The organism is Saccharothrix deserti, assembly GCF_009769385.1.
In the GTDB taxonomy this organism is placed as follows: domain Bacteria; phylum Actinomycetota; class Actinomycetes; order Mycobacteriales; family Pseudonocardiaceae; genus Actinosynnema; species Actinosynnema deserti.
In genome coordinates, this window is the sequence record NZ_ML775967.1 from 1,967 (window position 1) to 22,287 (window position 20,321).

The following is a 20,321-nucleotide window of genomic DNA, read 5'->3' on the forward strand; positions in this document are numbered from 1 at the left end:
GCTCGGCATGGCGATCCCGACCCGGTCCCCGCTCTCGGACACGGTGATCCACTCCGACCACGGAGTCCAATTCACATCGTGGACTTTCACCAGGCGCGCCAAGGAATCCGGGCTTCTACCGTCGACGGGTTCGATCGGTGACTGCCATGACAACGCCATGATCGAATCGTTCTGGGGACGGGTCCAGACCGAGCTGCCCGACCGCCGACGATGGCGCACCCGCCTCGAGCTGGCCAACGCCCTGTTCGAGTACCTCGAGATGTTCCACAACCGCCGCCGACGCCACACCGCACTCGGCATGCTCACACCGATCGAGTACGAACTCCGACACACCGGGATCGCTCCAGCAGCCTGAACTCCCGTAACCCGACTCCGCCAAATCGGGTGAGGATCAAACTGCTATGCCGAGAGGTTCGTCGGCACCGTCAGACGCGAGGTCACCGACCGGCTGCTCATCATCAACGAACACCACCTGAGAACAGTGCTGGACCGCTACGTGGCCCACTACAACCACCGCCGACCCCACCGAGCCCGACAACTCACACCACCACGACCAGGCCATCCGATTCCGCAACCGGGCAGCACGTCGGTACGCCGTCGACCGATCCTCGGCGGCCTGATCAACGAGTACGAACCCGCAGCAGCTTGATCCGCAGGTCAGACCGCATGGCCGACTTTAGGCACCCCACGGGCGAGGTCGTCGACGAGGTTGTCGAAAGACTGGTGACGAAGTAACACCGCAAGACTGCATCATCTGACCGCCTTATCCAGGTGTCGGCAACCCCTGGCTACGCGACTCGTGATCACGCACATTGGTGGGGTGAACCTCGTCGAGCTGGGAGCTTTCCTCAAGTCGCGCCGGGACCGGATCCGGCCTGCGGATGTCGGCCTGCCTGTAGGTCCGCGGCGTCGGGTGTCCGGGCTGCGCCGTGATGAGGTGGCGCAGTTGGCCGGTGCCTCGGTCGATTACTACATCGAGCTTGAGCGCGGGGCTGGGGCCCAGCCGTCCGAGCAGATGCTGGCGGCGCTCGCCCGGGCGCTGCGGCTCAGCCGTGATGAGCGCGACCACCTCTTCTACCTGGCCGGCCGCCCGGTGCCCGCGCACGGCGGCCCTGCCGACCACGTCCATCCCGGCATGCTCGACCTGCTGCACCGGCTGGACGGTACCCCGGCTCAGGTGGTCACTGATCTGCGCGTCACGTTGGTGCAGAACCGGTTGGCGGCCGCGCTGCTCGGCCCGTCACCACCCCCGACCGGGTGGACGGCGAGCTTTCTGTACCGGTGGTTCACCGACCCGGCGTCGCGGGCGATCTACCCCGCCGAGGACCACGACGACCACGCCCGCGCGTTCGTCGCCGACCTCCGCGCCGCGATGGCGCGCCGTGGTGGCGACGACTCCGAGGTGACCGCACTGATCGCGGAGCTGACCGCACGCAGCCCCGAGTTCACGGAGCACTGGACGCGTCACGACGTCGCGTTCCGCCGCAACGACCGCAAGCGCCTGGTGCATCCCGAACTCGGGCTGCTGGAGGTGAACTGCCTCAACCTGTTCAGCGAGGACGGCAAGCAGCGGTTGCTGTGGTTCACCCCGGCGGTCGGCACCGACTCGGTCGCGAAACTCGAGATGCTGGCCGTCGTGGGAACCCAGACGTTGCGGTGAAGTCAACACGGCCTCTGAACGCAGCGTCCCGGCGAGAGACGGTGCGCTTCCTGTTCACCAGCACAGAGCTGACAGCTATGCCCTTTATGTCCTTGACGTGTCGGCGATCCACGGCGAAACCCTGGTTGCCCTGATCGAGGAGGTCCCATGACCAAGTACGTGCCAACGCTACGGTGGACCGCTGCCGCCCTGATTGTCGTGTCTATCACCGGCCTGACCACCGGGGAGACGGCAGCTGCCCCGGCATCACTGGTGGCGGCATCGTCGTCGTCCAGCCAGTCGTCGTCCAGCTCGCACGCGCGCACGCCAGACCTCAACGCCGTCCCCGACGTGATCGCCACTGACATCCAGATGCCGTGGGGCATGGCTTTCCTGCCCGGCGGCGACGCCCTGATCACCGAACGACAGACAAGCCGCATTCTGCGCATCGGGCCGGGCCACGAGCCCGAACCCGTCCGCACCATTCCCGACGTGTACATCCCAGGTGGTGATGGCGGGCTGCTCGGCCTGGATCTCTCCCCCCGTTTTGCCCGGGACAAACTGGTATACGTGTACTACACCGCCGTCGGCGGCGAGTCCCGGATCGCCCGGTTCAAACTCGACTCCGACGAACCGCTCGAGGTCATCCTGGCCTTCACCCGCGGGGAGAATCACAGTGGCGGGCGCCTCAAGTTCGGCCCGGACGGCATGCTGTACGCCACCGTCGGTGATGGGCGCAACCCCGAAAATGCGCAGGATCTGACCAACCTCAACGGCAAGATCTTGCGTGTCACCCCGAACGGTCGGCCAGCACCGGGCAACCCGTTTCCCCACTCGCCCATATGGAGCTACGGCCACCGCAACCTGGAGGGCCTCGCCTGGGACGCCCAGGGCCGGATGTACGCCTCCGAGTTCGGCGAGGACGCCGTCGACGAGATCAACCTGATCCGGCCCGGCCGCAACTACGGCTGGCCGATGGTGGAAGGCACCGGGGACACCGACAACGGCCGCCTCACCAACCCGCTGATCACCTTTCCCACCGCCGACGCCGGCCCCTCGGGCATCGCCATCTCCGGCAACACGCTCTACATGGCCGGCCTGACCGGCCAACGGCTGTACACCATGCCGCTCGTCAAAGGCCGCATCGGTGAGCCGAAGGTGTACTTCCCCGGCGTCTACGGTCGTTTGCGGACCGTGGAGATCGCCCCCGACGGCGCGCTCTGGCTCACCACGTCCAACCACCCGCGTCAGCCCCGCGAGGGCGACGATCGCGTCCTGCGGTTCCCCACGCGCTGACAAGAGTCCGCGGCACGCAAGCCGAACAGCAGGCTGTCGTCTCCCTGTCGGTTGTCATCGACGCGACCGGCGTCCGATTTTCGGGGGCCATGATGTGTACGAACCCACCACCAATCCCAGGAGACCTGTCGTGACAGCTGATTCGGAGTACAAGCGGCGAACCGTGCTGAAAGCCGGAAGTGCCGCCGTCACCGCGACCTTGGTGGCAACGCCCGCGGCAACGCCCGCAGCAGCGGCGCAGACCGACTCGTCCTCTGTGGACATGACATTACGAGTCAACGGCCGTGACCACCGGTTGGCGGTCGAACCTCGCGTGACTTTACTGGACGCCTTGCGTGAGCGCCTTGACCTCACCGGAACCAAGAAGGGCTGTGACCGCGGTGAATGCGGCGCATGCACGGTGTTGGTCGACGGGCGCCGGATCAAGTCCTGCCTGACTCTCGCGGTGATGCGCCAGAACGTCGAGATCACCACGATCGAAGGCCTGGTACGGGGCGACAAGCTGCACCCGCTGCAGGAGGCGTTCATCCGGCAGGACGCGCTCCAATGCGGAGGGTGCACGCCCGGTCAGATCATGTCCGGCGTCGCCTGCATTTCCGAGGGGCATACCCGTTCGGCAGACGAGATCCGCGAGTGGATGAGCGGGAACCTGTGCCGATGCGCGTGCTACCCGAACATCGTCGCCGCCATCCAGGACGCGGCGAAATGAAGAACTTCACGTACGCCGCGCCTCGGAACGTCGCCGATGCGGTGCGGCTGGCCGGACAACCCGACGCACGGTTCATCGCGGGCGGAACGGACCTGCTGAACCTGATGAAGGACGGCGCCCAAAGCCACGGCGCGATCATCGACATCAACGGTCTGGCGCTGGGCGACATCGTCCAGCGCAACGACGTGATCCGGATCGGCGCGTTGGCCCGGATGAGCGACGTCGCCGCACATCCTGCCGTCCGCAGGTCCTTGCCCGTCGTGTCGGAGGCATTGCTGAATTCCGCGTCCCCGCAGGTCCGGAACATGGCCGCGGTCGGCGGCAACGTCTTGCAGCGGACCCGATGCGGGTACTTCCGCGACAGCGGGACCACGTGCAACAAGAAGGCTCCCGGCAGCGGATGCCCCGCGCTCGAAGGTGAGAACCGCGGCCACGCGATCCTTGGCGGCAGCGATCACTGCATCGCCGTGCACCCGTCCGACCTGGCTGTGGCCTTGCTGGCAGTGGATGCCGTCGTGCTGACCGACCGCAGGCGGATCCCGTTCGCCGATTTCCACGTCGTTCCCGGCACCACCCCCGATCAGGAGACCGTACTCGGGCACGGTGAGCTGATCACCGGGTTCGAGATCCCGGTGACCCCGCTCGCGGCCAGGTCGAGGTACCTGAAACTGCGTGACCGCGCGACGTTCGAGTTCGCAGTTGTGGCCGTCGCCGCAGCGTTGAACATGCGCGGCGACACTGTCCGAGACGTCCGGCTGACATTTGGTGGCGTGGCCACAAAGCCTTGGCGTTCACCGGAAGCCGAAGAAGCTTTGCGTGGAAAGCCCCTGACCACAACGACAATCACCGAAGCCGGACGTGCGTTGGTCCGCGGTGCGGTCACCCGTGACCACAATGCGTTCAAAGTGGACCTCGTCCAACGCGCGCTCGATGGTCTGCTGCGAGACTTGGGAGGTGTGCGATGACTGTCGGACGGCCAGTCGAACGCGTCGACGGACGTGCGAAGGTCACCGGCGGCGCCCGGTACACCGCCGACCGCACGCTGCCCGGAATGCTGTACTCCTACCTGGTGATGGGCACGATCGCTCGCGGCCGGGTCACGGCCGTGGACACCGCCGCCGCACGCGCGGTCCCCGGCGTCGTCGAGGTGTTCACGCACGAGAACGCGCCTCGGCTGACCAGCGACCAGCACTTCATGCCGTTGCAGGGAACCCAGATCCACTACAACGGGCAGATCGTGGCCATCACGGTCGCCACGACACTTGAGCAGGCGCAGGAAGCCGCCGAGCTCGTGCGCGTCACGTACGCTCCGGAAACCCCGAAAGCAGTCATCGCCGACGCGTTGACCGAGGTCTACCTGCCCGCGAACCAGGAAGTGATCGTCGGCGATCCCACGGCAGGCCTGGCCGCGGCCGAGGTCACGGTCACGCAGAACTACTCGAGCCCGCCACACCACCACAATCCGATCGAGCCACATGCGACCGTCGCGCAGTGGGACGGTGATCGCCTGACCGTGCACGAGACGAGCCAGGGCGTCGTCAACGCGCAACGCACCTTTGCCACCACCTTTGGCATCCCACAGACCAATGTCCGGGTGCTGGCACCGTATCTGGGCGGCGGGTTCGGCGGCAAGTCACCGGTATGGCCGCACTCGCTGCTCAATGCCGCGATCGCCCGGCAGCTCGGGCGGCCCGCCAAGATGGTGCTCGCGCGGTCCCAGATGTACTCGATCGTCAGTCACCGCGCCGAGTTCCGGCAACAGGTCACCTTGGGCGCCAAACGGGACGGCACACTCACCGCGCTGGTGCACCACAGCACCCAGCAGCTGTCCCGGACCAGCGAGAACATGTACAGCCACAGCATTTCCAGCAGGATGCTCTACGCATGCCCGAACATCCACACCCGGCAACAAGGAGTCCGCCTCGACGTTCCGACGTCGCGGTTCATGCGCTCACCGCAGATGGCCTCCCACTTCGGACTGGAGACCGCGCTGGACGAGCTGAGCTACCAGCTCGGTATCGACCCGGTCGAGCTGCGCAGGCGCAACTACACCGACGTGAACCCGACCACCGGGGAGCGCTTCTCGAGCAGATTCCTGCTCGACTGCTACAAGCTCGGCGCCGACGCTTTCGGCTGGTCCCGGCGCAATCCGAAGCCGGGTTCCACAAGGGACGGTCACGAGTTCGTTGGTTGGGGCATGGCGACCGAAGCACACGACCACAACGCCAACCCGTCTTCGGCAATGGTCAGGATGGCGGCGGACGGCACCGTGCTGAGCCAGACAGCCACGCAGGACATCGGAACGGGCACGTACACGGTGTTCACCCAGGTCGTCGCCGATGCCCTCGGTGTGCCACTGAACCAGGTCAAGGTCGAACTCGCCGATACGAACTTCCCACCCGCGGCATTGTCGGCCGGGTCGGGGACGATCGCCAGCGTCACCGGCGCGGTCAACGCGGCCGCGTTGGCGGTGCGGACCGCCGTAGTCCAGCTCGCTGTGTCGAATCCCGCGTCACCGCTGCACGGCGTGTCTGTTGAGCGGATCATCACGCAGCACGGGTACCTGTTCTCGCCGGACCGTTCCCGCCGCGAAAGCTATCGAGCGGTCATGGCACGGCACGGCGCGCCGGTGCAGAACACCAGCTCCATGACCAACGCCAGGGGCTACTCCACAGGGGCGGTTTTCGTCGAAGTCCGGGTCGATCCGCGCTACGGCCGAGTCCGCGTGACCCGCGGAGTCGGCGCGTACGACGCGGGCCGCGTGATGAACCACAAGACCGCACGCAGCCAAGTCATCGGCGGATTCACCTGGGGCATCGGTAATGCGTTGATGGAACACACCGTCCTCGACCGCCGGACCGCACGGGTGGTCAACCCGAACCTGTCGACGTATTTGCTTGCCGTGAACGCGGATGTGCCGGAGATCGACGCGATCTTCGTAAACAAGCCAGACCCGGTCAGTACGGCCCTCGGGGCCAGGGGCTTCGGCGAAACACCGATCACCGGCGTGCCCGCGGCGATCGGCAACGCGATCTTCCACGCCACCGGCCGCCGGATCCGTGACCTCCCCTTCACCCAGGACAAACTGCTGTATTGAGTCGAAAGTGTTCGGTTGCCTATATGATGGCGTAGCGGACGTGGCGAGCCTGGAAGTAGCCGCGGACGAGCCTGTGGGCGGTCTGCGGTTTGCCTTCTACGGTCGCACCTCGACCATCGAGCACCAGGATCCGGCGACGTCGAAGGCGTGGCAGATGGAGGTGGCCTCCGAGGTGATCGCCGGGCACGGCCACATCGTGGAGGTGTTCTTCGACGCCGGGGAATCGCGCCGGGGCGGCTGGCGCGACCGCCTCGCAGCCGCCGAGCTGCTGGCCGCGGTGCGTGACCCGGACCGGGGGTTCGACGCGATCATCGTGGGGGAGTACGAGCGGGCCTTCGCCGGCGACCAGCTGCCGCGGCTGCTGGCCCTGTTCCGCCGCTACGGCGTGCAGGTGTGGCTGCCCGAGTCCGGCGAGGCGATCGACATGGACAACCCCGAGCACCGAGCTCTGGTGAAGATGTTGGGAGGGCAGTCACTGCGCGAGGTGGTGCGCGCCCGGCACCGCGCGATGGCCTCCACGCGCGTGCAGACCCTGGAAGGGCGCTTCCTCGGGGGACGGGCGCCCTACGGCTACATGCTGGTCGAGTCCGGCGCGCACCCGCGCCTCGCGGACGCCCGCCGTGGTCGCATGACCTACCGTCTCGAGGTCGACCCGGAGACCGCGCCGGTCGTGCGGTGGCTGTTCGCCGAACGACTGGCCGGCCGCAGCGTCGACAGCCTGGTCCGTGACCTCAACGATCGCGGCGTCCCGTGCCCGGCCGCGCACGATGCCGACCGCAACACCCACCGCACCCGACGCCTCTGGTAGTGGTGTCGAGCGCGGTGGCGGCCGATACGGGCGAGGCCGGGCTGGTGCGTCGGCGTCGGCGTCGGCGGCACAGCGTGCGGTGGCGGCGAGCACGACGTGGGCACGCGTTCGTGGCGGCCGAGGGCAAGCCAGAAGCCGTGGTCGGTGCGCAGTCGGCCACGCAGGTGCGCCACCAGGCGCAAGGCGGCGAACAGTTCGCGCTCCCGGACGCCCCGCGCGGTGGGGTAGGGGTGGATGTAGCGACGGCAGGAGCATCGTCGCCAGTGTCGGCCGCACTGCGGCCGGCACGATCATCGACGAGTCCCTCGGGGGTGTTGACGCCCGGCCCAACGCGCCCAACTACGTCTACGACGGAGTGGGCAGGCTCACCGAGGCCTACGTCGCTGGGCACCACTACACCTACGACTACACCTCGCCGGCATCTGCCGCGTGTCCCACCGGTACACGGGCGAACGCCGGGCTGAACACCAACCGGGTGCGCCTGCTCGATCAGACCGCGGCCGGAACGGCGGAGACCCGGTACTGCTACGACGCCGCCGATCGGCTGCTCGCGACCGAAGGCGCTACCGCACTGTCGGATGTCACCTACGACGAAAGTGGCAACACCACCGGCTGGGCATCGGCTGACGGCAGCACCACGAAGCTGCGGTGGGACGGGTCAGACCGCAACATCAGGGTCCAGACCACCGGGCCCAACACAGCGCAGAACGCGAACGTCGAATACACCCGCGACGCGAGCAACCGCATCGTGCGCCGCGATCCGCGCGACTGCGACAACAACACCGTCACCCGCTACGGCTTCACCGGTGACGGCGACGCACCCGACCTGACGCTCAACGCTGATGGTCGACTCACATCGTTGTCGTTGTCGTTGTCGTTGTCGTTGCCCGGCGGTGTGCTCTACACGACGAAGGTCGGCTCGGACGGCGCGTTCACGCCGTCGTTCGAGCACCTGTCTGTGCGTGGTGACCTCGTCCTGACCACGGACGCGGCGGGCCGTCAGGCCGGCGAGCTTCGCACGTTCGACCCCTACGGCCAGCCGCTGAAGACCGACGGCACCGTCGACCCGCACAACGTGCCGGACAACACACTGGACGCGCTGCCGCCCCGCAAACCACTTGAGCACCTGCGCAGCGTGCTGGTCGCGGCCGGTGCACTTCCTCACCGTGATGAGCAAATGTCCCGGCTCGAACGCTGGATCACCCAGGCTGTCTCCGAACGCCCAGATCCCGCCCAGCAGCAACTGCTGCGCAGCTACGGCATCTGGCACCTGCTCCGGCGGCTGCGCCGCCGAGTTGAGGGCACCGAAACGACCCACAACCAGCTCGCAACGGCTCGCCAACACCTTCGTGGCGCGATGGTCTTCCTCGATTGGCTGGCCTCGCACGACCTGACGCTTGCTACCTGCGGGCAGCCCGATTTCGATCGCTGGCTCACCGACGACAAAGCCACGCACCGGGACGAGGCCGGGCATTTCGTCCGATGGGCCAAGAAACAGAAGCTGACCCGGCTGACCTATTCCGCGGTCAGGTGGGGCGGACCAGTACGCGTCATCGACACCGAAACACGCTGGGAACAGGCCCGCCGGCTGTTGAACGACCGATCCGTCAAACCCGAAGACCGTGTCGCCGGTCTGCTGATCCTGCTCTACGCCCAGTGGCCATCGGGCCATCAGTCGCCTCACCCTGGAACACGTCGAACACCACGACAACGAAGTACGGCTGCGGCTCGGCCGTGAACCCGTCGTGCTGCCCGAGCCCCTTGCCGGACTCACTTTGAGGTTGTCCCCTTGGACCGGACACCCTGATCCCAGACAGCGGTCTGGGGAAGGATGTTCCCCGTGTCCGGCAAGTCGAAGTACCCCGAGCAGTTCCGCAGGGACGCCGTCGAGTTGGCCCGCTCGTCGGACCGGCCGTTGCGGCAGGTCGCCCGCGAGCTGGGTGTCAACCACGAGACCCTGCGCAACTGGGTTCGCACCGCCGAACAGGCCCAGGCCGGGCCTGCCGACACGGCCGCAGTCGTGGACCAGGAGGAGCTGCGGGCGCTGCGCAAGCGGGTGGCGGAACTGGAGTTGGAGAAGGACATCCTGCGCAAGGCTGCAGCCTATTTTGCCAAGGAGATGGGTCGTTGACCCGCAGCTACCGGTTCATCTCCGAGCACCGTGCCGTCTTCGGCGTCACCCGGCTGTGCAGGGTCCTGCGGGTGCGGCGACCTGGGTTCTACGAGTGGCTGGCCGCGGCCCCGACCAGGCAGGCCCGTGTCGCCGACGACGAGCGCCTGGCCATCGAAATCGCCGAAGTCCACGCCGGTCATCGAGGTGCCTACGGTCGTCCGCGGATCGTCGCCGCGCTGCGTCGACGCGGTCTGCGGGTGAACCATAAACGGGTCGGGCGGGTCATGCGCGAGCGTGGGGTCGTCGGTCTCACCCGCAGGCGGCGCAGGTCTCTGACCAGGTCCGACACGGTGACAGCGCCGGTGCCGGACCTGATCGGCCGCGACTTCACCGCCCCGGCTCCGGGTCGGCGACTGGTCGGTGACATCACGTACCTGCCCACACGGGAGGGCTGGCTCTACCTGGCCACGGTGATCGACCTGCACACCCGCGAGGTGGTCGGGCACGCGATGGCCGACCACATGCGCGCCGACCTGGTCTGCGACGCCCTCGACCTCGCCGCCAGACGCGACCTGATCAGCGGTAACGTGGTTTTCCACGCCGATCGCGGGTCGCAATACACCTCTGGGCGGTTCCGGTCCACACTTGCCGGGCACGGCATGCGCCCGTCGGTGGGGCGGACCGGGTCGTGCTTCGATAATGCGGTCGCCGAGTCGTTTTTCGCCACCCTCAAAACCGAGATCGGCACCACCGTCTGGGACACCCGCGACGATGCCCGACGAGACGTGTTCGCCTACCTCGGCTACTACAACCACGACCGTCTACATTCGACACTCGACTACCGCACTCCACACGAAGTCCGCGTCGGCTATCGTCAAGGCCTCGCCCTCGCGGCATAAAGCCCGGTGTCCGGTCTTCGGGGACAACCTCAGGCTGTGGTGGTGTGAGGGGCGGGACATTCCCAGTCATGCACCAGCTGATCGACGCCTACGACTGGATCGAGTACCAGAACGTCGTGCTCACCTTTGCCGTCATCCAGCGCAGTAGCACCCAAGAGGTCGTTCGTACCTATGGCGGTGACCCGGCCGAGAGCCAGCTCATGACCACCGTCGAGGCCGAGGACGCCGCGCTCGACGAATCCGGCTTCTGCTACATCCAGGTGTTCGAGTACCAGGAGCACGTCATAGCTCTGGAGAACACCGCGCAGCGCATCGAGGTCCACGGCAGCGCCAGCGGTCTTGGGTGGCCAGCCACATGAGCCACCGAGCCCGGAACCGCGACAACCGCGGCCGGCCGTTCCCCTCGTCCACCACGTCCACCAGGATGCCCGAGCACGCGGCCGCCGCGGTCGCGCGGCCCGTTCCGGCCACGGCCGCAGGTCGTCCGGCTCGGACTCCAGCGCCGGCACGGCGAACATGCACTCGTGCACGCGCCACAGCGGCTCGTCTCGGGCGAGGTGCGCTCGACGGCCCATCACCCCCAGCGCGCACTCGCGCAGCGCTGGGGGAGCTTGGCACCGCCCGCAGCGGTGCCTTCTGTGATGGGCCACCCCCACCGGGCTCAAGCTCGACCGAGTCGCACGCCGGTCGAGGTGGGTCTCCTGGATCTCGCTCTGCACGACGGCGAACGCCGGCGGCACGCCCAGCGCGGCGCCCCAGCGGCACGGTCAGGACGAGCAGGCGGCGGAGCGTCGCACTTCGACCGGCATCGGCAGGCAACCTCGCCGCGTGACGCACGTCCACTCCTGCATGCAGGACGCGGTCGAGGAAGCACTGACGGTCGAGGAGCGCGAGACCGTCCGCTCGCGCGCCGTACGCCTGCTGTACGACACGGGCAAACCTCCCGAACAGGTGGCATTGCACCTCCTGTCGATCACCAACCCGCAGGGCGAATGGGCGACGGAGTGCTTGCGTTCGGCCGCCGACATCGCCGTCCGCCGCGGCGCTCCCGCGGTGGCCGCCCGCTATCTCCGTCGCGCCCTGCTGGAGACCTCCTCCGGCGGCGAGGATCGAGCGGGCGTCCTGTTGGACCTCGCGGAGGTCGAGCGCAGCGTCGACCTGGCTGTCTCGACGCGGTTCGCCTTCGACGCGCTCCCGCTGTTGTCCTCACCACGAGACCGCGCCGCCGCCGCTGTCCGCGTGGTCCCGACCATGGCGGGGGACCGCCCCGTCCCGGTGTTACGGGTGATCCGCGAAATCAGCCTGGAACTGGGAGACCCGGATGCGCTGACCGGTATCGACCGCGAGCTCGCGCTGCGGTTGGAGGCCAGGCTGCGCTATGCGGCTGTACGAGATCCGGTGGAGCTGACGGGCGTCGGGGCCCGATTGGACTCGCTTGGCCCCGATCCCGGCATGGACACGAGCGCCGAGCGTGAACTGCTGACCGTGCTGCTCTACGGCGCAACGCTGACCGCACGACCCCGCGCGGCCGAGATCGCGCGCCTTGCCACAAAGGTGCTCAGGCACGAGGTTGCTTCGCCCACCCACATGCACACCACGATGCCGCTGCTGGTCTGCACGCTGACTTCGACCGACGCCATCGGCGAGTTCAGCGCGTTGGATACGGCACTGGAGCAGGCGCGCGGACGCAACGCGTCGGCGGAACAGGCGTTGATCTGCATCGCGCAGGCCTGGGTGCTGCTCCGCATGGGACGCCCTGCGAAGGCCGGCGCAGCCGTGGCAGACGCGGTGATGATGGACCTGCTCGAGCGGAACAGGTGGGACCCGATGACGACCGCCATGTCGATGACGGTCGCAGTCGAGTCGCGCGACGTGGTCCTCGCCGAGCGGCTGTTGGCCATCGCGCCCGAATGGACGGACAACCCGTTCCTGGTCGCCTGCTTCGGGCTCCTCCGCGGCTCGGTGGCCGCTTGGCGCGGGGCGCTGGCACCGGCGGTCGAGATCCTGACGGACAACGGCCGGGAACTCGACCGGTTGGGGTGGCGCAATCCGGTCCTGCTGCCGTGGCGCACTTCTGTGGCGTTGATGTGCCGGCGGCTGGGCAAGACCGACGTGGGTCTCGAACTCGCCGAGGAGGAGCGTGTCCGGGCCGAGGCATGGGGCGCTCCCGTCGGCGTGGGGCGGGCGTTGCGCGTCCTCGGGGCGCTCACCGCCGGCGCGAGGGGCGTGACCCTTTCCAGGGGTGCGGTCGCCGCACTGGAGTCCTCGGCCGACAAACTCGAACTCGGCAAGGCACTGTTGCAGCTGGGGACTCGGCTGCGGGTGTCGGGAGAGCCGGAGGCAACGGAGCTTCTATGGCGGTGTCGTCGGCTCGCCACGGAGTGTGAGGTGCCGTCCCTGGCCGAGCGAGCGCGGGTCGAGTTGGCCAGAGCAGCCGTTGACGCCGGTCGGTCGCCGTTGACCAGGAGCGAGCAGCAGGTCGCGCTCATGGCCGCGAGCGGCCGCACGAACCGCGAGATCGCGGACACCCTCATGGTCGGTATGCGTGTCGTGGAAAAGCACCTCACCAGCTCCTACCGGAAACTCAAGGTCGGCAGGCGCTCCGAGCTGGCAGCGGCGTTGCGCGCCGCCGGACACCTCTGAGCCGTTCGGACCTGCGACGACGTCACCGTCACGGATTGCCGCATCTGGTCGTGAACGTGGTCACCACCGACGCGACCGTCACCGACGTGGAAGTGCTCGAGCGGATTAACACCGACCTCGACCGCCGCGATCTGTTACCCGGTGAGCACATCGTGGACGCGGGCTACACCTCCGCCGACCTGATGATCGGTGCACGACGTGAGCACGGCATCACCTTGCTCGGCCCGTTGCGCGTGGACAACTCCGCACAGACCCGGATCGGCGAGGGTTACGGTCGCGCCGCGTTCACCATCGACTGGGACCTGCGCCAGGTCGTCCGCCCACAAGGGGCGCGGCGCGAGAAGAAGGCGCTGCTCGCCCAAGGAGGCCGACGACATCACCCAGCAGTTCAAGCGGATCGACTGAATCCAGGGACGGCGCAGCACTCCCCTTGATGTACTCGGCAGGCGCGGAAAGCGCCTGTCCCCAAGGGGGTTTGCGGATGAGATCCATCCGGCGTGCACTCTGCTTACTCACCGTCGCCGCCAGTGCGGCGATGCTGACAACACCGCCCGCCTCCGCCACCAGGGAGTGGAAAACACACCCCGCGTCGTCGTGGGCCTACACCGACCTACGCGCTCCGCAGAGCAGCCTCACGGGCACTGACGCGCCTGTGGGCGCGTGGCGCGACGCCGAGGGCAAGTACCACGTCTCCAAGGCGTACTTCACGTTCGACCTGACGCCGTTCCGCAACGCCACAGTGTTCACCGCCCAGGTCCACACCTCGGAGTCGGCCGTGACCGACTGCACCAAGCCGCGGGCCACCGAACTGTGGCACACCCCGGTCGCCGAGCATCCGACCTTTGCGAACCAGCCGAAGGAACTCAGCCGGCAACGGCCGCTGCTCGTCGAGGAACCCTGCCCGGCGTCACGCGTCCCGTGGGACGTCACGGACGTGGTCAAGCAGGCGCTGGCCGACGGGAAGCCGAAGGTGACCCTCGCCCTGCGGATGGCGCAGGAGAAGCAGTGGGACCTCGCGTACGGCCGCCGCTACCGGAACATGTGGATGACCTTCCAGTACAACCACGCCCCGGGCACGCCGGCGAGCCTCGAAGTCTCGCGCAGGCCCTGCGGCGCCGAGCCGGTGTTCATGCCGAACACCGAGACCTTCCTGAAGGCCGACGTCCGCGACCCCGACGGCCAACACGGCCTCTCGGGGAAGTTCACCGTCTGGGACGTCGCCACGCCGGACCAGCGGCACGAGATCACCAGCTCCACCTCCGGCTTCTACTACGCGGCCACGTTCGCACCGCTGGAACTCCTCGTCGACGGCCGCACCCTCGAGTGGAACGTGCGGTCGTGGGACGGCGACGCCGAGTCGGCGGTGAGCACGTCGTGCCGGATCACCCTCGACTACACCCGGCCGCACGCCGGTCCGACCGTCACCTCGCCCGACTACCCGGAGAACGGCGGCGCGCCCGGCACCGGCGGCGGCAACGTCCCCGGCCGGTTCACGTTCAGCGCCAACGGCGTCGAGGACGTGGTGGGCTTCTGGTACGACGGCAAGTACGTCGCGGCGGACCGCCCCGGCGGCAGCGCGACGGTCTCCTACACCCCCGGCGGCGAAGGCCCCCGGCGGCTCGACGTGCACAGCGTCGACCGCGCCGGCAACCCGTCCCCGATCACGTCCTACCTCTTCTACGTGCGGAACACCGCCCCGGTGGTGCGCTGGTCGCCGTCGATCCGAGTGCTGGGCGTTCCCGTCGAGTACACGTTCTCGCCCGCGGTGCCGGGTGTGGTCGAGTACACCTACAAGTTCAACGACGGCCCGGAGACCACAGTCCAGGCGGACGCGTCCGGCGTGGCCAAGGCCGTGCTGACGACCCGGCGGGAGCCGAACACGCTGGTCGTGTGGGCCCGCACCGCTGACGGGACCACCACCGGCACCTACCGGTCGACGTTCTGGTTCGACAACGGCGGCGAGCCGACCGTGACCAGCGCCGAGTACCCCGAGTGGGAGTCGGGCGGCGGCGTGGGCGTGCCGGGCACGTTCCACTTCACCCCGGCGATGCCGGGCGTGGTGTCGTACGACGTGTCGTTCTACGGCGAGCCCTGGACGACGATCGCCGCCGCCCCGGACGGCACCGGCACGTTCACCTTCACACCCGACCGGGCCGACTGGTACGAGCTGTACGTCCGCAGCACGACCGCAAACGGGGTCGTGTCCGACGAGAGGTACTACGTGTTCAGCGTTGCAGGCTGAACATCGATCCCAGGTTGAAGAGGTTCTCCGGGGTCAGCGCGCTTGATGTCGCGGTGGACCCGGAGGCCCACCGGCCCGATCTCGGTGGCCAGCCACTCCCGCTTGATCTTGCCGATGCCCGCGTGGCCGACGACGGCGATCTTCAGCCCCACCTCGCGGCTGATCCGCTCGCAGTCCGCGATCAGCTCGGCGATCCGGGTGCGCGGCACGCACACGTCGTCGGTGAGCCACGCGCCGTAGACCTCCAGCGCGGTCAGCATGGCCCGACCTGGCGTTTCTCCGTCACTTCGCCCGCGACCTGACGAAGCCGATCGTCTCCGGCGACCGCATGCGCATCGAGTACGTGTCCACCCAGGTCGTCACCGAGTACCTGCGCCTGGCCGTCGCCATCCCGGTCGACGGCATCCTGTTCCGCGGGGCGTGGTGGAGCAGGACGTTCTGTGGCTTTCGGGCGCCCGTGAGGTGGCGCTTCACCTGTGCCGCTTCGGCGTCATGTTCTCGTGCGGCTTCTGCTTCTCTCTTGTTCGGCCCAGGGGCCTTCGGAGTACGGCGATGTCCGGCGGGCGACCGAAGTCTCCGCCTCCTGGTGGTGACCGCTGTTGCGTCCTGCTGTGTGCCGTCGCGGTCCTTGGCCGGGGGAAGCCTGCGCAGCCGATTCCCTGTCCGACCGGAGCGAGTTGTCCGAAACATCGAACGATGTTCGTAAAGTCGGGCAGACGTCAGGTGTGGGACGCAAGCACTGCCTCGCCGTGCCTGTGTCGCGGAGAGGTGATTCGGCGGTGGGTAACGCGCAGTTCTGCCTGGTGGGCGCGGTGAACGCGGAGGGTGGACGGTGGCCGTGGGGTCGCGCGTACAGGTTTCCGACGTGTTTCGGAGGGTGCGCGAGAGGTATTGACACCCGTACGTCCAGCTCCTACCTTCCCTTCATGCGAACCGGTTCGATCCCGGGGTCGCCCCGTCACTCCACCCTGTGATCTGACCAGGCTCCTTCTCTTCAAGAGGGTAGCGAACCGGTTCGATGAAGGAAGTCCTGTGAACCTCGGTGAGATGGCCGAGCGGGCCGGTGGCCCGCGGAGCACCGTGTCGCCGGCCGGCGCCCACTGCACCGCAACGCAGCTCGATTTCATCGGCAGCGCGATGGAGGCCGCGGCCGCCTGTGACTACGGCCGGCCCGAGCGGCTGCCGCACGCCGGGTCCACCGCAGGTTGGCACGGTGGACGGACTTCTGGCTCACCGTCCGCCGGGAGCCACCCCGCCCACCACCAGTACGACGACAGCGGCTGGGACAGCGCCACCACCTTCGGCCCCGAGCATGTGATCGTCACCGCCGACCTGGCCACCTTCCTCGTCCTCCGGCTCCGCGAACTGCCCGGCTCGGCCACCGAAGCGGGCCTTCCCGGCGGGCCCGTACCGCCGAGGCCACCCAGGTCACGACGCCCGACGAGCTGGGGACGGGGCAGCGGTTCGTGGCCCGTGGCGTCGACAGCGCGGAGACCTGGGACAGCTCCATCCTGCTGGACCTGATGCCGATGGCACTGGGCGAGCACCTGCCCGGGAGCATCGGCGAGGCCCTGGCCGCCCGGATCGAGACCCACCTGACCCCGTACGGCCTTGCCACCGAACTTCCCGCCTCGCCCCACTACCTCTCCGACGGCTACTGGCACGGCCGGATCTGGGCACCCGCCACCGTCCTGATCGAGGACGGCCTGCGCCGCGCCGGCCACGACCGCCTCGCCGACGAGATCAGCGCCCGCTTCCGGGCACTGTGCGAAACCCACGGCTTCGCGGAGAACTTCGACGCCCTCACCGGAACGGGCCTGCGCGACCGTGTCTACACCTGGACCGCCGCCGGCTACCTCCTCGCCGAAGCCCGCGAACTCCGGCACACCGCACCCGCCGCGCACACCAGCGGCGGAGAGACCCCCTGAGCGTTCCGCCCAGGCACCACCCACCCCCTCGGGAGAACACATGAGTATGTCCCGCGTCCTTCCTCCGCCCAAACGCAACACCGTGGCGCCCGGCTCCCCTGGAAGCCGCCGCCTGCGCAGGACCACCGCGCTGGCCGCGCTGTTCGCGTCGGTCGCGGCCGTCGCCCTTCCCGGCACGTCGGCCCAGGCCGCCGACACCGCCGTAGCCGTCGACTTCTCCACCGCCGGGGGCGCCCCTACGTACCGTGCCTCGGGCACCATCTACGGGATGACCGAGAACGGCTCGCTTCCCCAGGAGCACTTCTACAAGGACATCAAGTGGAAGTTCATGCGGGCCGGCGGCGCCCAGCTGGACGGCCAGGGAGGGGGAGGGTGGGTCGCCGGCAAGTACGACCGCCGCTGGAACTCCACCCTCGCCCAGTACAAGCGCACCAAGGCGCTCGGCGGGACCTTCATCATCATCCCGCACGACCTGTGGGGCGCCGACGGCTCCCTCATCGCCAACTACCCGGGAGACAACGGCGACTGGTCCAGCTTCGACGCCTTCTACGACCGCCTCATCGCCGACGCGCGGGCCTCCGGCATGACCGACGTCCAGTGGGACATCTGGAACGAGCCCGACTACAGGCCCTTCTGGGACCGGCCGCAGGCCCAGTACCTGGAGATGTGGAAGCGGGCCTACCAGCGGATCCGGACAGCCTTCCCCAACGTGGTCATCGTCGGCCCCAGCACCGCGGGCGACCCCTCCGAGGCCGGCGCGTCGACGTGGTGGAACACCTACCTCGACTACGTCAAGGCCAACAACGTGGATCCGGACATCTACAGCTGGCACGACCTGCCCGGCGACCCCGTCGTGGACGTTGATGTCGTCAGGTCGAAGCTGGCGGCCCGGTCGCTGACCACGAACCGCCCGTTCCAGGTCAACGAGTACGCCCAGCGTGCCGAGCAGAACCCGGGCCGCGGCGGCTGGTACATCTCCCGTCTGGAGCGGGCCGGGGTGGACGGCCTGCGGGCCAACTGGGGCGACAGCAACCTGCACGACCTCCAGGCGGGCCTGCTCACCAAGACCGGCAGCCAGTACCTGCCGCGGGGGGAGTGGTTCCTCTACCGGTACTACGGCTCCCAGACCGGCAACATCGTGAAGGTCACCCCGGGTACCGGTACCGACGGCCTGGCCACCAAGGACAACTCCGCGCGGAACGCCAAGATCCTGCTCGGGAGCAACGGCAACACCGGAACCGTGACCGTCGACCTCGACCGTCTCGACACCACCTCCGTGGTGGAGAACGGCCGGGTCCGTGCGATAGTCCAGCGCATCCCGAACAACGGCGGCGGCGCCGTGACCGGCCCGGTCACCGTTTCCGACCAGACTCTGACCGTGAGCGGCAACTCGGCCTCGGTGAACGTGCCGTGGACGAATGCCGCCGACGGCTACACGGTCACCCTGCTCCCGCCGTCGAACACCACCGTCTCCACCGTCGCGGTGGCCCAGCACAGCGGCCAGTGCCTGGACGACACCAACCTCTCCACCGCCAACGGCACGCAGTACCAGCAGTACCACTGCGAAGGCGGCTACCAGCAGATGCTCGACCTCAAGCCGGTCGCCGGACGGGCGAACACCTACACCGTGGTCAACCAGCACAGCGGCAAGTGCCTGGACGTCTCGGGCGCTTCCACGGCCGACGGTGCCGCCGTCATCCAGTACACCTGCAACGGCGCCGCGAACCAGATGTTCACCCTGAACCCGGTCACCGCGCTGGGCAACGGCAAGGACTACCAGTTGGTCGCCGTCCACAGCGGCAAGTGCGTCGACGTCAGCGAGATCTCCACCGCGGCCGGCGCGAAGATCCACCAGTGGCCCTGCGACCCGGCGAGCGCGCTGAACAACAAGAGGAACCAGATCTGGCGCCTCCAGGGCATGGGCTGACCCACAGCGCAAGCCAAGGGTCTCCGGGCCCCACGGCCCGGAGACCGAGCAATGGTTGAGACCTGTGGATCGGCCGGTAAGGGGCGTACCTTCCCGGTGATCGAGTAGAGGTCTCAAACAGGCCGACGTTGGCGCGTCGGTCGGGAAGGCGCGCCCATGCTCACCGTAGTCCCTGACCCCGCATCCGGTGACGAATGACCGGCCGGCCGCCGGCGAGGAGTCGGTGATCGACCGGATCGTTCGCGAGGGCGCCCGCCGCATGCTGGCAGAAGCCCCTGCGGGCCGAGGTCGACGCCTACATCGCCGCCTACGCCGACGAACGTGACGGACCGTTGCTGTACCTGCACGGCCTGTCCAGTGGCGACTTCGTGCCCGCGTCGGGCCAGTTCCTCGGCTCGACGAAGGGCCTGTCCGCGCCGGTGATCACGAAGCTGACCGAGCAGTGGCAGGCCGAACAACGCGCGTTCGCCGAGCGTGACCTGTCCGGTGTGGACTATGTGTACCTGTGGCGGACGGCATCCACGTCAACATCCGCCTGGAGGAACACGAACTCTGCCTGCTGGTGATGATCGGGGTCCGTGGGGTTCCGGGGTGCGCTGCGCGAGGTATTTCCCGCCGCACGCGAGCAGCGCTGCTGGTTCCACAGAAGCCGTAAAAGATCAAGGTGTTGCTTTCGATCTTGGGGCTCGTTGGTGTGGTATGCCGATCACCGGCGAGGTCTTATCCCAGCTCGGCTGCCGGTTCGCGGTGCTGCTGCCACACCTGATGGGCGGGTCCGTGCGCCAGGTGGCGGCCGAAAGCCCACCGAGGCGAGCTTCGTTGAGAGCGTCGGTGAGGTGTCGCGATGGCTGCTGAAGCTGGGGAATGGTTGACGGTTGAGCGTGCTGGCGCTAAGAACTCCTAACTCAATGACAAGTTGCGCAGGCGGCGCCAGCAGATGATGCCGCAGGCCAGGCTCAGGAACGCTTCGTGGATGTCGTCCCGGATCTCCCACCTGACCCGCAGTCGGCGGAACCAGTG

17 protein-coding genes and 3 pseudogenes are annotated in these 20,321 nt (G+C 68.1%); 18 read left to right on the plus strand and 2 right to left on the minus strand.

Annotated elements, in window-relative coordinates:
• Nucleotides 1–7 precede the first annotated feature (7 nt).
• The 12 genes from FM051_RS53120 (at nt 8) to FM051_RS51715 (ending at nt 10,920) form a co-directional block, all read left to right on the plus strand.
• Nucleotides 8–355 (plus strand): integrase core domain-containing protein, encoded by a 348-nt coding sequence (locus FM051_RS53120; protein ID WP_274383558.1) that lies wholly within the window; start codon nt 8–10, stop codon nt 353–355.
• A 93-nt stretch (nt 356–448) separates the two neighbouring features.
• Nucleotides 449–649, plus strand: coding sequence for an integrase core domain-containing protein (locus tag FM051_RS11290; protein ID WP_338019468.1), 201 nt, complete (start codon nt 449–451; stop codon nt 647–649).
• A 171-nt stretch (nt 650–820) separates the two neighbouring features.
• Nucleotides 821–1,660 carry a helix-turn-helix transcriptional regulator gene (locus FM051_RS11295; RefSeq protein ID WP_158842885.1) on the plus strand — a complete coding sequence of 280 codons (840 nt, stop codon included), beginning with the start codon at nt 821–823 and terminating at the stop codon, nt 1,658–1,660.
• Between the two features lie 147 nt (nt 1,661–1,807).
• Entirely contained in the window at nt 1,808–2,935 is a 1,128-nt protein-coding gene (locus FM051_RS11300) for a PQQ-dependent sugar dehydrogenase (RefSeq protein WP_202918796.1), read from the plus strand.
• 130 nt (nt 2,936–3,065) lie between these two features.
• Nucleotides 3,066–3,644, plus strand: coding sequence for a (2Fe-2S)-binding protein (locus FM051_RS11305; RefSeq protein WP_338019466.1), 579 nt, complete (start codon nt 3,066–3,068; stop codon nt 3,642–3,644).
• The gene (locus FM051_RS11310) at nt 3,641–4,609 is read left to right on the plus strand and encodes an FAD binding domain-containing protein (protein WP_158842896.1); all 969 of its coding nucleotides are present in this window, start codon (nt 3,641–3,643) and stop codon (nt 4,607–4,609) included. The genes FM051_RS11305 and FM051_RS11310 overlap by 4 nt, the downstream gene beginning before the upstream one ends.
• Nucleotides 4,606–6,741 (plus strand): xanthine dehydrogenase family protein molybdopterin-binding subunit, encoded by a 2,136-nt coding sequence (locus FM051_RS11315; protein ID WP_158842886.1) that lies wholly within the window; start codon nt 4,606–4,608, stop codon nt 6,739–6,741. The genes FM051_RS11310 and FM051_RS11315 overlap by 4 nt, the downstream gene beginning before the upstream one ends.
• A 40-nt stretch (nt 6,742–6,781) precedes the next feature.
• The gene (locus FM051_RS11320) at nt 6,782–7,549 is read left to right on the plus strand and encodes a recombinase family protein (protein ID WP_238412316.1); all 768 of its coding nucleotides are present in this window, start codon (nt 6,782–6,784) and stop codon (nt 7,547–7,549) included.
• Between the two features lie 355 nt (nt 7,550–7,904).
• Nucleotides 7,905–9,287 carry a hypothetical protein gene (locus FM051_RS51710; protein WP_238412317.1) on the plus strand — a complete coding sequence of 461 codons (1,383 nt, stop codon included), beginning with the start codon at nt 7,905–7,907 and terminating at the stop codon, nt 9,285–9,287.
• 102 nt (nt 9,288–9,389) lie between these two features.
• Nucleotides 9,390–9,680, plus strand: a complete 291-nt coding sequence (locus tag FM051_RS11330) for a transposase (protein ID WP_158842888.1) — start codon at nt 9,390–9,392, stop codon at nt 9,678–9,680.
• Nucleotides 9,677–10,561, plus strand: a complete 885-nt coding sequence (locus tag FM051_RS11335; protein WP_158842889.1) for an IS3 family transposase — start codon at nt 9,677–9,679, stop codon at nt 10,559–10,561. Before FM051_RS11330 ends, FM051_RS11335 begins: the two co-directional genes overlap by 4 nt.
• A gap of 68 nt (nt 10,562–10,629) precedes the next feature.
• Nucleotides 10,630–10,920 (plus strand): hypothetical protein, encoded by a 291-nt coding sequence (locus tag FM051_RS51715; RefSeq protein ID WP_162470698.1) that lies wholly within the window; start codon nt 10,630–10,632, stop codon nt 10,918–10,920.
• 138 nt (nt 10,921–11,058) lie between these two features.
• Here FM051_RS51715 and FM051_RS53970 read toward each other — a convergent pair.
• Nucleotides 11,059–11,301: pseudogene (locus FM051_RS53970) on the minus strand (hypothetical protein); the annotation flags it as partial.
• An 88-nt stretch (nt 11,302–11,389) separates the two neighbouring features.
• Here FM051_RS53970 and FM051_RS11345 point away from each other — a divergent pair.
• From FM051_RS11345 to FM051_RS11355, 3 genes are all read left to right on the plus strand, one after another.
• On the plus strand, nt 11,390–13,204 hold the full coding sequence (locus FM051_RS11345) for a LuxR C-terminal-related transcriptional regulator (RefSeq protein ID WP_158842890.1): 1,815 nt from the start codon (nt 11,390–11,392) through the stop codon (nt 13,202–13,204).
• 56 nt (nt 13,205–13,260) lie between these two features.
• Entirely contained in the window at nt 13,261–13,638 is a 378-nt protein-coding gene (locus FM051_RS11350; RefSeq protein ID WP_158842891.1) for a hypothetical protein, read from the plus strand.
• Between the two features lie 101 nt (nt 13,639–13,739).
• A complete protein-coding gene (locus FM051_RS11355) occupies nt 13,740–15,446 on the plus strand; it encodes a hypothetical protein (protein ID WP_158842892.1) in 1,707 nt (568 codons plus the stop codon).
• Here the strand turns inward: FM051_RS11355 and FM051_RS11360 are convergent.
• Nucleotides 15,430–15,712, minus strand: a pseudogene (locus tag FM051_RS11360) (FAD-linked oxidase C-terminal domain-containing protein); the annotation flags it as partial. The gene FM051_RS11355 and the pseudogene FM051_RS11360 overlap by 17 nt on opposite strands.
• A gap of 939 nt (nt 15,713–16,651) precedes the next feature.
• On the opposite strand from FM051_RS11360, the gene FM051_RS53975 reads away from it, so the two are divergent.
• The 3 genes and pseudogenes from FM051_RS53975 to FM051_RS11375 all read left to right on the plus strand — a co-directional run.
• The gene (locus FM051_RS53975; protein ID WP_420803586.1) at nt 16,652–17,374 is read left to right on the plus strand and encodes an MGH1-like glycoside hydrolase domain-containing protein; all 723 of its coding nucleotides are present in this window, start codon (nt 16,652–16,654) and stop codon (nt 17,372–17,374) included.
• Between the two features lie 40 nt (nt 17,375–17,414).
• Nucleotides 17,415–19,301, plus strand: a complete 1,887-nt coding sequence (locus tag FM051_RS11370; protein ID WP_238412318.1) for an RICIN domain-containing protein — start codon at nt 17,415–17,417, stop codon at nt 19,299–19,301.
• Between the two features lie 172 nt (nt 19,302–19,473).
• A pseudogene (locus FM051_RS11375) lies at nt 19,474–19,948 on the plus strand (transposase); the annotation flags it as partial.
• Between the last annotated feature and the right edge of the window lie 373 nt (nt 19,949–20,321).